Below are 12,329 nucleotides of genomic sequence, written 5' to 3'. Positions count from 1 at the left end.
GTGCCTCAGAGCGCCGCCACCGTCAGCGGAGCGAACCGCCGAATCCAGTCGCCCGGCAGCTCCGGGATTCCGTAGGTCATGACGGAGTTGAAGGCGACCGGCGCCAGACCGCGTTCTCTGGCCCACGCTCGTAGGTCTTCGTGCCGTACGTCGATGTCGGTGCGCAGGGGACGGTCGGTGCCGGCGGCGAGCGACGTGATGAGCGCCTGGGCCGTCTCGGTGTCACGGGCGATCAGCGGGCCCACGACATGGGTGTGCATGTTGGGCCAGGCGGCCGCGTATCCGATGAGCCGACCGTTCTCCTCGGCGACGCGGAACTGGTCGGCGAAGGCAGGCAGCCGGGTGATGAGGTGGGTGCGATCCGTGCCGAGCACCTCCTCGTCGAGCCGGAGAATCGTGGTGAGGTCCTCGGCGGTGGCCGCACGCGTGTTCACCGTCGGCGCCAGGCCGCCCGGAGTGAAGTGTCCGTGGAGCATCTCCGCCCGGCCGGTGACCTTGAAGCCCAGTTCCTCGTAGAGCGGGCGGCCGTAGGGCGTCGCGTGAAGAGTCAGCGGGGTGGTGCCCATCGCGGACAGGATGTGACGCATGAGCCGACGGCCGATGCCCTGTCGGGCGTGCCGTTCGGCGACCAGCACCATTCCGATCGCTGCCAGATCGGGCTCGCTGTAGGGGCCGTACTCCGTGACCACGCAGGCGGTGACAAGACCTCCGTCGGGGTCGTCGATGCCGTAGCCCTTTCCGGCCGCGAGAAGGAGGCCCCACTTGTGCTCCTCGCGTGGCCACCCCCGGTCCTCGGACAGGTCCGCGCAAGCCGTGAGATCACGAAGCGTCAGACGACGGATGGGGAGAGCGGCGAGAGAAGGAGTCGGCACGCAGGTCAGGCTGTCCGACTCATGCCCTCGGCGTCCACCTGTTTCCTGGGGTGCGTACGAGCTTTTGGCCATGTTGTGGACAAGCGCACAACACGCGATCAGATGCCGGGTGTTTCACGTGAAACATCGGAGAACGGCGACCGTCCGGTGATCGAGCGGAAGCACCCGGGACGCCTCACTGATCGTATGGACCACTAGCCTCAGGAACATGGCGAGACTTCATCTCTTCGATCTCGACGGCACTTTGTTGCATGGGACCAGCGCACCTGTGCAGATTTCCCGGCAACTCGGGCTTGAGGCCGAGACCGTGGCGCTCGACCAGGCGATCGGGGCCGGACTGATAGGCCCGTCCGAATACGCGCAGCAGGTGTATGAGTTGTGGGCGTCCCTGACCGAGGCACACGTCGTCGCGGCCTTCGAAGGCGCACCGTGGCTGACCCGCATTCGGGAGGTCTGGGAGGAGATCAGGGGGCGGGGCGACTACTGCGCGGTGGTGTCACTCTCACCGTCCTTCTTCGTGGAACGGCTCATCGGTTGGGGAGCCCATGCCGCCCACGGATCCCGCTTTCCGGCCGTCCCCTTCACCGAGCCCGTGGATCCTGCGGGAGCACTCAGCGCCGCCGCCAAAGTCCTGATCGCGGACCGGTTGTGCGAGCAGTTCGGAGTGACACGGGCCGACTGCGTTGCCTATGGGGACTCATCCTCCGACAAGGATCTGTTCGCCGCGGTGCCGATCTCGGTGGCAGTCAACGCGGACCATCACCTGTCCGATATCTCGACCTACTCCTACACGGGCATGGACCTGTGGGAAGCCTATGAATTGGTGCGCCAGGCCCGGTAATTGAGTCCGTTCACGGCTCACCTGTATCCGGAGTGGTGGTCGAGGGAGGGGCAATGCAGCCTATCGGGACGGAGAGATCGAAAACTCGCATTTGTGGTTATGCGGCCAGGGCATCCATACGCGGTGGGACGATGAATGTGGCCGCGTCGACCGTGACGCCGAGCGGGGAAAGCAAGCCGTCTGTGGGGGAAGCAGGCATCTTCCGATCGAGGAAGTCCGCAGACCGACCGAGAGATGTTCGAGGCGAGGCACACCATGGACGCTGCGACCGCCATGTCGGCCGACAACGGTACTTCCGGGGGCGGGAGCGGCTGGTTCGCTTCCGGCCATCAGCCGGGGGCGGACGCCTCTCCGGGAGTCCCGGCAGCCATCGAAACGGACCCGTCGGCCCGGACCACAGTCCCGCCCGGTACGGAGACCGACCGCGAGGAAGTCACACCCACTGAGGAGACACCCGCCCCGGTCGACCGGGCACAGGTCCCGGGACGGTCGGCTTCCGCGCACCCCCTGGTCCCCGTGCAGCGCTTCTCCCCGCACCAGGACACTGCCCAGCCGTCCTCCCCGGACGCCGTCCGTATCCGCCGGACCATGGCCGAGATCACCCCCGTCGCCGGGAAGGTCACGTCGTACTTCTACGCGTTGCTCTTCGTACGCCATCCCCATCTGCGCCCGCTGTTCCCCGCCGCCATGGACGCCCAGCGGGACCGCCTGCTCAGGGCACTGTTGACGGCGGCCGAGCACATCGACAACACCCCGGTCCTGGTCGAGTACCTGCAGAACCTGGGGCGGGGACACCGCAGGTACGGCACGCGCGCCGAGCACTACCCGGCGGTCGGGGAGTGCCTCATCGGCGCGCTGAGCAAGTACGCCTCCGACAGCTGGGACACGGAGACCGAAGCGGCCTGGGTCCGGGCGTACACGAGGATCTCGCAGATGATGATCGACGCGGCGGCCGCGGACGAACGGCGCGCTCCGGCCTGGTGGTACGCGGAGGTCGTCTCGCACGACCTGAGGACCCCGGACGTCGCCGTCGTCGCCGTCCGGCCCGACCAGCCCTATCCGTTCCTCGCCGGCCAGTACACGAGCCTGGAGACGCCGTGGTGGCCGCGCATATGGCGGCATTACTCCTTCGCCTCGGCACCCCGCTCGGACGGGCTTCTGTCATTCCACGTGAAGGCCGTTCCCGCGGGCTGGGTCTCCAATGCCCTGGTGCGCCGGGCCCGCCCCGGCGACATCATCCGGCTCGGTCCGCCCACCGGGTCGATGACCGTGGACCACACCACCGACAGCGGACTGCTCTGCCTGGGCGGAGGTACCGGCATAGCGCCGATCAAGGCGCTGGTCGAGGACCTGGCCGAACACGGTGCACGACGATCGGTCGAGGTGTTCTACGGAGCCCGCACCGACAACGACCTGTACGACATCGACACGATGCTCAGGCTCCAGCAGTCCCACCCCTGGCTGTCGGTCCGCGCCGTCGTCGACCAGCAGGCCGGTCTCCAGCTCCCCGATGCCGTACGCCAGTACGGTCCCTGGCACGAGTACGACGCCTATCTCTCGGGTCCGCCCGGCATGATCCGCCGCGGTGTGGACACGCTCAGGTCCATCGGGATCCCGCCGGAACGCATACGCCACGACTCCGTGGAGGAACTCGTCCTGGCCCGGTGACCTTGCGAGGGGTCAGCCCAGGTCCGGTGCGTGCATGGCCCGTACGCCCTCGATGTTGCCGTCCAGATAGTGCCGCAGGGACAGCGGGACCAGGTGGACGGAGGCGATTCCGACGCGGGTGAACGGCACCCGGACGATCTCGTACTCCCCGATGGGCTCGTCCACTTCGGGCCCGTGCCGCAGGGACGGGTCCATCGATTCCAGGTGGCAGACGAAGAAATGCTGCACTTTCACCCCGGTCGCGCCCCCGTCGTCGCCGATGTGCTCGACGGTGTCCACGAAGCAGGGCACCACGTCGGTGATCTTGGCGCCGAGCTCCTCGTACACCTCGCGGTGCAGGGCGTCGACGACGGTCGTGTCCGTCGGCTCGACTCCACCACCGGGAGTCAGCCAGTAAGGATCCATGCCGGGCTTGGTGCGCTTGATCAGGACCAGATCGTCGCCGTCGAGCAGGACGGCACGTGCGGTGCGCTTGACCACGGGTCGGACGGTCATGGGGGGTATGTGGCCCGGATGGTTCCACGTGAAACATCGCGTGGTGTCATCGGCCGGGCTCGCTGGGTTATGAGCGCGAATCCCAGCTCAACACCAGTCGACAGCCGCCCGCAGCAGCCATTCGTGCGCCCGCGCGATATGCGGCATCGCCAGGGTCCCTGTACGCACCACCAGGAAGTATGTTCGCAGCGGGGGCACGGTGGGCTCATGCAGGGCGACGACGTCCCCGCGCTCCAGCGCGGCCGCGCACAGATACCGCGGCAGCACCGCGAGCCCGGCGCCCGCGACCGCGCAGGCGAGTACGGCGCGCAGATCAGGGACGACGACAGTGCCCGGTGCGGCCGGGCGGCAATCGAAGACGGAGGCCCAGTAGCGCGAGACGAAAGGCAGCGACTCGTGCACTTCGATCACGGGCACGTTCTCGAACGCGGAGGCTCGCTTGATTGCTGGAAGCGCCTTGGCCGCCTCTCCTGAGCCGAGCTGGTCGGCCCAGCTCGGGGCGGCGACCAGGACGTGCTCCTCGTCGCAGAGCGTGCTCGCGGTGAGCAGAGCACCCCGTGGACGGGCCGTGCTGATGGCCAGATCATGATGCCCGGCGGCCAGCCCCTCCAGGGTCTCCTCGGCATTGCCGAAGGAGGCCCGCAGAGCGAAACCCTGGCCGTCCTCGCCGGTCAGCTCGGTAAGAGCGGGCAGTGCCCGCTCGGCGGTGAACTCGGGAGGCCCCGCAAGATGCAGCGTGCGCAAGGACGACTCGTCGTCGAGACCGGTCTCGGTGATCTCCACCAGAGCGTCCAGATGAGGTGCGGCCTTGTGGGCGAGTTCGTCGCCGATGGTCGTGGGGGTCACGCCGCGGGCCTGCCGTAGGAACAGGGGGCGCCCCAACTGCCGTTCCAGGGTGCGGATCTGCGAGGTGACGGCCGGCTGGGACAGTCCGAGCAGCGCGGCGGCGCGGGTGAAGGAACCGGAACGGTGCACCGTCACGAAAGTGCGCAGCAAGGCCAGATCCATGGTGGCGTCCCCCTCCCTGCCCCTTTCCCGGCCCCGGGGCAGGGGCCCAACTATAAATATGTCGATAGGTCTCTGTCGCTACTGTGATTGGACACTGACGCAGAGTCAACTAGCCTTGTTCGCGCGGTTCTTCGGGCGCGGGAACCGGGGCGGTCCGAGCCACGAGGGGGGAGGCTCGGACCGTCCGTTGTGCGTATCCGGACATGGCGGGGCGTCGCTGAAAGCCCTGCTGAAACGGTCAGTCGACCGACTCGTCCAATGCCCGCAGCACGTCAGCCACCAGGTCCTCGGGGTCCTCCGCCCCGACCGAGAAGCGGATGAAGCCCTCGGGCACGTCGTCCCCGCCCCAGCGCCGACGCCGCTCGGCCGTCGAGCGCACCCCGCCGAAGCTCGTCGCGTCGTCCACGAGCCGCAGGGCGTCCAGGAAACGCTCGGCACGCGCACGCGTGGGCAGCGTGAAGGAAACCACGCATCCATAGCGCCGCATCTGTTGTGACGCGATCTTGTGCGAGGGGTCGTCGGGCAGCCCCGGGTAGCGCAGCCCGCTCACCTCGGGCCGCCCCTGCAATGCCTGCGCGAGCACGAGCGCGGTCGCGTTCTGCCGGTCCACCCGCATCTGAAGGGTCGCGATCGACCGATGGGCGAGCCAGGCCTCCATGGGCCCCGCGATAGCCCCGACGATCTTCCGCCAGCGGCGGACGGCGTCCATGGCCTCGCCCTCGCGGCCGGTGACGTACCCGAGGAGGACGTCTCCGTGCCCCGTGAGCTGCTTGGTGCCACTGGCGACGGAGAAGTCCGCGCCGAGCTCCAGCGGGCGCTGTCCGAGCGGTGTGGCGAGCGTGTTGTCGACGGCGACGAGCGTCCCACGCGCGTGTGCCGCCTCGACGAGCCGGCGGATGTCGCACACGTCGAGTCCGGGGTTGGACGGGCTTTCGATCCACAGCAGCCGCGCGCCGTCCAGGACGTCGAGCTGGGCGTCGCCGCCGGTCGGGGCGGTGCGTGCCGTGATGCCGTACGCCTCGAGCTGGGCGCGGATCAGCGGCAGCACCTGGTAGCCGTCGCTGGGCAGGACGACCGTGTCGCCGGCGCGCAGCTGCGAGAAGAGCACGGCGGCGATGGCGGCCATGCCCGAGGCGAAGACCAGCGTCTCCACCCCTTCCTGCCCAGGCGCCTCCAGCTCGCCGATGGCGCGCTCCAGCAGGCTCCAGCTCGGATTCGTGTCGCGGCCGTAGGTGTACGGGCCGTCGACCTCGCCGGGCAGGTGGAAGTGGGCGGCGAAGGCCGGACCGGGCAGGGTCGGTTCGTTCTTGACCGTCTCGGGCAGTCCGGCCCGCACCGCGCGCGTGCCCTCTCCCGTGTCCGCAGCTCTGTCCCTCACGCCACCCGTCCTTCCATCTGCTCGCGCACCTCGGCGAGCAGGCCCTCGCTCGCCGCCTCCACCATCTCAAGACACTCCTCGAAGCCGTCCAGGCCCCCGTAATACGGGTCCGGAACGTCGAGGTCGGCGCCCGCAGCGGGGTCGTACGAACGCAGCAGCCGTACCTTTCCGGCGTCCTCCGGTGTGGGGGCGAGGCGCCGAAGGGTCCTGAGGTGGCCGGCATCGAGGGCGATGACGAGGTCGAGGCTGGAGAACCAGGAGGAGCGGAACTGCCGGGCCGTATGAGCGCCGCTGTAACCGTGCTCCTCCAGGACGGACACGGTGCGAGGGTCCGCGCCGTCGCCCTCGTGCCAGCCGTCCGTACCGGCACTGTCGACCTCGACCAGGCCGTCCAGGCCGGCTTCCGCTGTGCGGGCGCGGAAGACCGACTCGGCCATCGGGGAACGGCAGATGTTGCCCGTGCAGACGAAACAGACGCGGTAGGTCATGCCTCCTCAGTCCTCGTCGGGCAGGACGACGTGCAGGGCCCAGGACACGATCGAGATGATCAAACCGCCCAGGACGGCGGTCCAGAACCCCTCGACGTGGAAGCTCAGGTCGAGCTTGTCGGCGAGCCACGAGGTCAGCAGCAGCATCAGCGCGTTGACGATCAACGTGAACAGACCGAGCGTCAGGATGAACAGCGGGAAGGTCAACACCTTCACGACTGGTTTGACCAGGAAGTTCACCAGGCCGAAGACCAGGGCGACGAGGACCAGCGTCCAGACCTTCTTGCCGGTGCTGCCACCGGTCAGGGTGATCTTGTCGAGCAGCCAGACGGCGACCGCCAGGGCACCCGCGTTGGCGATCGTCTTGACTAGGAAATTCTTCATGTGTCTGATCGTGGCAGAAGAGATCGGTTACGAGTACGACGAGGGCGGACGAAGTCGATGAAGGCATTCCGGTTGGACGAGCTGGAGGCGGAGCGCGCCGCCAATGACGGCGCGTATCTCCAGTTCCTGCGTGAGCGGAACATGTCGGTCGGCCTGTACGCACTCGACGCGGGCGCGCAGGACCCTCAGCAGCCGCATGGTCAGGACGAGGTCTACCTCGTGGTGAGCGGACGCGCGGCGATCACCGTGGGCATGGAGACCACCCAGGTCGCGCGCGGCAGCGTGGTGTACGTGCCGGCCGGTGTCGCCCACAAGTTCCACCACATCAGCGAGGACCTCAGGGTCATGGTGGTGTTCTCTCCCCCGGAGAGCTGACCTGCGGCCTCGGGGTTCCCTAGGGGATCAGTCAGGGGAGGACAAGGGGTGCGAGGCCCCCGCAGCGGCATGTCCCGGCCCTAGCATCGGGTGCAGGACATTGTGGATCCGGTACCAGAGGGGCCGGACAGTGCCGGACTGCAGAGAGGTTGAGTGCGATGGGAGAGATCTTCGCGGGGTTGCCGTGGTGGGTGAAGTGGGTCGCGGTGCCGGTCATCGCCCTGGTGGTGTTCGGCGGGCTGATAGCCACGGTGGTCGGCTTCGTCATCGGCCTGCTCTTCAAGCTGCTGATCTTCGTGGCCCTGGTCGGTGGACTCGTCTACGTCGTACGGAAGTTCATGTCGAGCTCCTCGTCGCGCAGCGACTGGTGAGCGTCCGGAGCGGGCGGGGTGACCGGTAACAGGAATCCCCCGTTCCCTCGGGCGAGGGAAGTTTCACTTACGGGTCGTATGCGTGCCGTGTCGGAGCGTTAAAGTCCGGAACTCGACGCGGGGACGACCCCGCGAGCGGAGTACACCCCCACCCGTGTTCCCCGCACGGGCTGCCCCCTCGCGCTCCGGGAGTGCCCCTTGGCCACGGTTGACACCGCACCCGCACAGATCGACGCCCGCTCGACGACGCCTCCCGCACAGCCGACGGCTTCGGAACGAACGACGGCTCCTGGAGGTCCGGCAGCTACGGGAGGTCCGGCAGCTCCCGCCCAGCCGACAGCTCCGGGACGGTCACCGGCTTCGGTACAGCCATCTGCTCCGGCCCGGCCGATGGACCCAGTACGGGCGTCGGCTTCGGTACGACCGACGGCTCCTGGAAATCCGGTAGCTCCTGCCCAGCCGACAGCTCCCGCACGGGCCTCGGCATCGGTACAGCCCCCTGCTCCGGCCCGGCCGACGGGCCCGGTACAGCCACCCCCTCCCGCCGGACCGATGGACCCGGTCCAGGCGTCGGCTCCCGCACAGCCGTCCGCTCCCGCGCGGCCAACGGGCCCGGTACGGGCGTCAGCCCCCGTCCAGCGGCACGCGGGGCCCTCCTCCGAACCTCCTGATCAGGCCCACTCCGCGACCCTGATCGGGTCCGTCCAGCGTGCGATGCGCCTGCTCGAATCCGTCGCGGAGCACGAGCACGGAGCCCCCGCCAAACAACTCGCCCGCGAGACCGGGCTGGCGCTCCCCACGGCGTACCACCTGCTCCGCACCCTCGTGCACGAGGGCTATCTGCGTCGCGACAAGGGCTTGTTCTTCCTTGGGGAGGCGGCCGAGCGGCTGAGCAGCAGTGGAGCCGAGCAGAAACGTCGCAGCACCGTCGTCGAGGCGCTTGCGCACTGGCGCGATCTGATCGGCGTGCCGGTGTACTACGCGCAGTACCGGGACGGAGAGATCGAGGTCCTCTGTGTCTCCGACAGCCCCGGCAGCCCGGCAGTCGAGGAGTGGGCCGACTTCCGTGAGACAGGGCATGCGCACGCCATCGGGCAGTGTCTGCTCGCCCAGCTCGACGACGAGGCCCGGCGTGACCACCTTGACCGGTACCCCGTGCAGTCCATCACGCCGTACACCGTCCGCGACGGCCACAGCCTGCTCCGGCGCCTGGAACGGACCGCGCGGATGGGCCCGGTGATCGAGCGTCAGGAGTATGCGCTGGGGACGGTGTGTGCGGCGATTCCGATCACGCTGGGTAACGCAGCGTCAACGATGGCCATTTCGCTGCCCGTCCATCAGGCGGACCGATTGCTGGCCGCCACCCAGCAATTGCAAGAGGAAATCGGTCGTCTGATGGGTTCGCTCGCGATCTCTATCAGTATCTGAAAACTCACTCCTTGTGATCTGTTGCTCACGTTCAGCAAGATGCCTCAATGTCAGAGGGATCAGTTCCGGCCGACGAAGGCAGATGACGGGGTAGGCGATGCGCGAGTCCGTACAGGCAGAGGTCATGATGAGCTTTCTCGTGTCGGAGGAGCTCTCCTTCCGTATTCCGGTGGAGCTCGGCTACGAGGCCTGCGATCCCTACGCGGTCCGGTTGACTTTCCATCTCCCGGGCGATGCCCCAGTGACCTGGGCTTTCGGTCGCGAGCTGTTGATCGACGGGGTGGGGCGGCCCTGCGGGGAGGGCGATGTACGGGTCGCGCCCGCCGGTTCCGACCTACTGGGCGATGTCCTGATCAGGCTTCAGGTCGGTGGCGACCAGGCCCTGTTCCGCTCGTCGACGGCGCCGATCATTGCCTTCCTCGACCGTACCGACAAGCTGGTGCCGCTGGGCCAGGAGACCGCGCTGGCCGATTTCGACACGCATCTAGACGAGGCACTGGACCGGATCCTGGCGGAGGAGCAGAGCGCGGGCTGACCTCTTACGGCGGCGGGGTGGCGGCTTCCTTCGTCAAAGGGTGGGAGGGTGCAGGAACGCTTCTGCCGGGGCGGGGACGGTCTGGTGGAGTGCAGGGTGGATCAGGCCTGCGTGGTGTTTCTGCCGAGGTGTGGACGTGGCGAATCCTGACGGCGGTGCCCGGCGAGAGGCCGGCGTGGGGGGTGGAAGCGATGTGGCGTGATCCAGTGCGCGTACGCACAGGTGCTATGGCGAGCGGGTCTCCTTGGACGAGTCGAGGAGCCGAAGATCCGAGAACAGTGCCTGGAAACACTGGAACCGCAGCCTGAGAGCCGGGACTCGGAGCTGAGCCCGGGGAACTGAGACCAGTAGACGGGAGCGGGGACTGGGAGCCAGACCGGAATCGGAGCCCCCAGGCATGAGGCGGGATCCGAGAACCCGGGCCGCAACCGAAAGTTTGCAGCCGTGAGCCGTGAGCCGTGAGCCGTGAGCCGTGAGCCGTGAGCCGTGAGCTGGGAACCGTGAGCCGTGAGAACGTGAGCCGGGAACCGGGGAGGGCAGTCCGGAACCAGAGCACCAGCGCAGGGGACTCAGAGCGAGTCCGGGAGCTGGAACGCGGACCGGATGCCGGAAGCCGGGAGCCGGTGGCCGGGATATCCGGAACGGATTCCGATGGCAGGACCCGGAATCCGGAACCTGGATCGGAGTCCGGGAACCGGAACTCCGGCCCACCCCCTCGTCCCCACTCAGTGCTTGCGTCGCCGCCCCTTCCCCCCGCGTCCCATTGCCGGGCGGCGGTCGGCCGTGCCCGCGCTTGTACTGGTGGCCGGTACGGCTGCAGACGTCCCCGTTGCCTCCGCCTCCGTCCCCGGTCGGTCGGCCGAGACCACCAGGGCCGCGAGCACCGTGGTGACCGGTACCGAGGCAACGAGGCCGATCGAGCCGACCAGCGTGCGCACGATCTCCTCCGCCACCAACTCGCTGTTGGCCACGCCCCCCACGCTGGACTGCGCGATCGAGAAGAGCAGCAGCAGCGGCAGCGCCGCGCCGGCGTAGGCGAGGACGAGGGTGTTGACGACGGACGCGATGTGGTCGCGGCCGATCCGGATACCCGCGCGGTACAGCCCCCGCCAGCCCATCGTCGGGTTGGCCTCGTGCAGCTCCCAGACCGCCGAGGTCTGCGTGACCGTCACGTCGTCCAAGACACCGAGCGAGCCGATGATGACGCCGGCGAGCAGCAGACCACTCATGTCGATCGACGGGTACAGGCCGTGGATGAGCCCGGTGTTGTCGTCCGTGTTGCCCGTCAGCGCTGCCCAGCCGATGAACTGCGAGCCGAGGGTACCGATCAGCACCAGCGAGATCAGCGTCCCCAGTACCGCCACGGAGGTCCGGGCCGACAGACCGTGGCACAGATAGAGGGCGATCAGCATGATGGCGCTCGCCCCGATCACCGCCACGAGCAGTGGGTTCGAGCCCTGGAGGATCGCGGGCAGGATGAAGAAGTTCAGCACCATGAAGCTGATGGCCAGCGCGACCAGCGCCATGACTCCGCGCAGCCGCCCGACGACCACGACGGCGAGCGCGAAGATACTGGCGAGCAGCCCCATCGGGAACCTGCGGTTCACGTCGGCGACCGAGTACTGCAAGTCCCTGGGCGCGGAGGGCTCGTACGCGACCACGACCTTCTCGCCCTCGTGCAACTGCCGTGACTGGTCCGGCTGGACGATCTCCGTGAAGGTGCGGCCCTTGTCGTCGCCGGTGTCGACCCGGATCGTCGCCTTCTTGCAGGTGCCGTTCGCCCGTTGCTCGGCGGAGGAGCCCTCGGCGGTTGAGGTGTCCCCGGTGGGGGCCTCACCCGAGGCGTTCACCGACTTGCAGCTGACACTCACGACCTTGGTGACCGTGGCCTGCTGGGTCTGCCGGTCGAAGCCGACTCCGGTGCGTTCGTGTGCCGGGGCGCCGCCGGGCCACAGCACCGCGAGCCCCACCATCACGGCTACGCCGAACGGGATGAGGATCGCCGCGATGACCTTGCGCAGGTGCTTGGATACGGGAGTTGCCGGTCCATGGCCATGACTGTGCGAGTGGCCGTGCCCACCGCCGGAACCGGGCCCGCTCCCATGCCCGTGCGCGTCACCGGGACCTCGCTCGTCACCGGAACCCTGCCCGTCACCGGAACCCTGCCCGTGTCCCTCGCCGCCATGGCCGCCGTCGCCACCCCCCAGGCTGCCATCGCTGCCCAGGCCGCCGTGACTCGCGCCCTGCCCGTGGCCGTAGCCGTGACCGCCGCCATAGCCGCCATCGTGCTCATGTTCATGCTCGCGCCGGCCGCCGGTCTCACCGGCCAGGCGGCCGCCCCGGCCGTCTCCGAAGCCGCCGCGGGAACTGCTGCCGGGGCCGGGCCCAAGGCCGTTTCCGGAGCCCGGTCGGCGCGGAGGCTCGGGAGGCGGGTAAGGAGGCTGATGCGTCGTGGTCACCGACCGATCATCGCAAGAACGACAGGG

The 12,329-nt window shown here is 68.5% G+C and carries 13 protein-coding genes; 6 read left to right on the top strand and 7 right to left on the bottom strand.

Annotation, left to right across the window (positions count from 1 at the left end; translation table 11 throughout):
- Positions 1 to 5: 5 nt before the first annotated feature.
- Complete coding sequence (locus ACGFWE_RS26550) at positions 6 to 872, bottom strand: GNAT family N-acetyltransferase (protein ID WP_393602223.1); 867 nt, start codon at positions 870 to 872, stop codon at positions 6 to 8.
- Positions 873 to 1,080: 208 nt separating this feature from the next.
- Between ACGFWE_RS26550 and ACGFWE_RS26545 the strand changes: the two genes are divergently transcribed.
- Together ACGFWE_RS26545 and ACGFWE_RS26540 are read left to right on the top strand one after the other, a co-directional pair.
- Entirely contained in the window at positions 1,081 to 1,713 is a 633-nt protein-coding gene (locus ACGFWE_RS26545; RefSeq protein ID WP_393602221.1) for an HAD family hydrolase, read from the top strand.
- Between the two features lie 255 nt (positions 1,714 to 1,968).
- Positions 1,969 to 3,381: a globin domain-containing protein gene (locus ACGFWE_RS26540; RefSeq protein ID WP_393602219.1), complete on the top strand. Its 1,413-nt coding sequence runs from the start codon at positions 1,969 to 1,971 to the stop codon at positions 3,379 to 3,381.
- 12 nt (positions 3,382 to 3,393) lie between these two features.
- Here ACGFWE_RS26540 and ACGFWE_RS26535 read toward each other — a convergent pair whose 3' ends face one another.
- The 5 genes from ACGFWE_RS26535 to ACGFWE_RS26515 all read right to left on the bottom strand — a co-directional run bounded on the left by ACGFWE_RS26535 (position 3,394) and on the right by ACGFWE_RS26515 (position 7,134).
- A complete protein-coding gene (locus ACGFWE_RS26535; protein WP_352391434.1) occupies positions 3,394 to 3,876 on the bottom strand; it encodes an NUDIX hydrolase in 483 nt (160 codons plus the stop codon).
- 87 nt (positions 3,877 to 3,963) lie between these two features.
- A complete protein-coding gene (locus ACGFWE_RS26530; RefSeq protein WP_352391433.1) occupies positions 3,964 to 4,884 on the bottom strand; it encodes a LysR family transcriptional regulator in 921 nt (306 codons plus the stop codon).
- 238 nt (positions 4,885 to 5,122) lie between these two features.
- On the bottom strand, positions 5,123 to 6,262 hold the full coding sequence (locus ACGFWE_RS26525; protein WP_393602216.1) for a cystathionine gamma-lyase: 1,140 nt from the start codon (positions 6,260 to 6,262) through the stop codon (positions 5,123 to 5,125).
- The gene (locus ACGFWE_RS26520) at positions 6,259 to 6,750 is read right to left on the bottom strand and encodes a low molecular weight protein-tyrosine-phosphatase (protein WP_393602214.1); all 492 of its coding nucleotides are present in this window, start codon (positions 6,748 to 6,750) and stop codon (positions 6,259 to 6,261) included. Before ACGFWE_RS26520 ends, ACGFWE_RS26525 begins: the two co-directional genes overlap by 4 nt.
- A 6-nt stretch (positions 6,751 to 6,756) precedes the next feature.
- On the bottom strand, positions 6,757 to 7,134 hold the full coding sequence (locus ACGFWE_RS26515) for a phage holin family protein (protein WP_352391430.1): 378 nt from the start codon (positions 7,132 to 7,134) through the stop codon (positions 6,757 to 6,759).
- A gap of 57 nt (positions 7,135 to 7,191) precedes the next feature.
- On the opposite strand from ACGFWE_RS26515, the gene ACGFWE_RS26510 reads away from it, so the two are divergent.
- From ACGFWE_RS26510 to ACGFWE_RS26495, 4 genes are all read left to right on the top strand, one after another.
- Complete coding sequence (locus tag ACGFWE_RS26510; RefSeq protein ID WP_352391429.1) at positions 7,192 to 7,509, top strand: cupin domain-containing protein; 318 nt, start codon at positions 7,192 to 7,194, stop codon at positions 7,507 to 7,509.
- A gap of 158 nt (positions 7,510 to 7,667) precedes the next feature.
- Positions 7,668 to 7,880 (top strand): DUF5326 family protein, encoded by a 213-nt coding sequence (locus tag ACGFWE_RS26505; protein WP_352391428.1) that lies wholly within the window; start codon positions 7,668 to 7,670, stop codon positions 7,878 to 7,880.
- Positions 7,881 to 8,570: 690 nt separating this feature from the next.
- Entirely contained in the window at positions 8,571 to 9,308 is a 738-nt protein-coding gene (locus ACGFWE_RS26500) for an IclR family transcriptional regulator (RefSeq protein ID WP_393602777.1), read from the top strand.
- Between the two features lie 97 nt (positions 9,309 to 9,405).
- Positions 9,406 to 9,843, top strand: a complete 438-nt coding sequence (locus ACGFWE_RS26495) for an SsgA family sporulation/cell division regulator (protein WP_352391426.1) — start codon at positions 9,406 to 9,408, stop codon at positions 9,841 to 9,843.
- A 725-nt stretch (positions 9,844 to 10,568) separates the two neighbouring features.
- Here ACGFWE_RS26495 and ACGFWE_RS26490 read toward each other — a convergent pair.
- Positions 10,569 to 12,068 carry a YibE/F family protein gene (locus ACGFWE_RS26490; protein ID WP_393602775.1) on the bottom strand — a complete coding sequence of 500 codons (1,500 nt, stop codon included), beginning with the start codon at positions 12,066 to 12,068 and terminating at the stop codon, positions 10,569 to 10,571.
- Positions 12,069 to 12,329 lie beyond the last annotated feature (261 nt).

Source organism: Streptomyces sp. NPDC048523, from assembly GCF_043199815.1.
In the GTDB taxonomy this organism is placed as follows: Bacteria; Actinomycetota; Actinomycetes; order Streptomycetales; family Streptomycetaceae; genus Streptomyces.
This window is presented reverse-complemented; position numbering and strand designations above follow the sequence as displayed.

Excerpts from the sequence above, each read along its gene's own strand:
- ACGFWE_RS26530 (WP_352391433.1), bottom strand. The coding sequence starts at position 4,884 with ATGGATCTGGCCTTGCTGCGCACTTTCGTGACGGTGCACCGTTCCGGT.
- ACGFWE_RS26515 (WP_352391430.1), bottom strand. The coding sequence starts at position 7,134 with ATGAAGAATTTCCTAGTCAAGACGATCGCCAACGCGGGTGCCCTGGCG.
- ACGFWE_RS26510 (WP_352391429.1), top strand. The coding sequence starts at position 7,192 with ATGAAGGCATTCCGGTTGGACGAGCTGGAGGCGGAGCGCGCCGCCAAT.
- ACGFWE_RS26545 (WP_393602221.1), top strand. The coding sequence starts at position 1,081 with ATGGCGAGACTTCATCTCTTCGATCTCGACGGCACTTTGTTGCATGGG.
- ACGFWE_RS26495 (WP_352391426.1), top strand. The coding sequence starts at position 9,406 with ATGCGCGAGTCCGTACAGGCAGAGGTCATGATGAGCTTTCTCGTGTCG.
- ACGFWE_RS26520 (WP_393602214.1), bottom strand. The coding sequence starts at position 6,750 with ATGACCTACCGCGTCTGTTTCGTCTGCACGGGCAACATCTGCCGTTCC.
- ACGFWE_RS26535 (WP_352391434.1), bottom strand. The coding sequence starts at position 3,876 with ATGACCGTCCGACCCGTGGTCAAGCGCACCGCACGTGCCGTCCTGCTC.
- ACGFWE_RS26540 (WP_393602219.1), top strand. The coding sequence starts at position 1,969 with ATGGACGCTGCGACCGCCATGTCGGCCGACAACGGTACTTCCGGGGGC.
- ACGFWE_RS26505 (WP_352391428.1), top strand. The coding sequence starts at position 7,668 with ATGGGAGAGATCTTCGCGGGGTTGCCGTGGTGGGTGAAGTGGGTCGCG.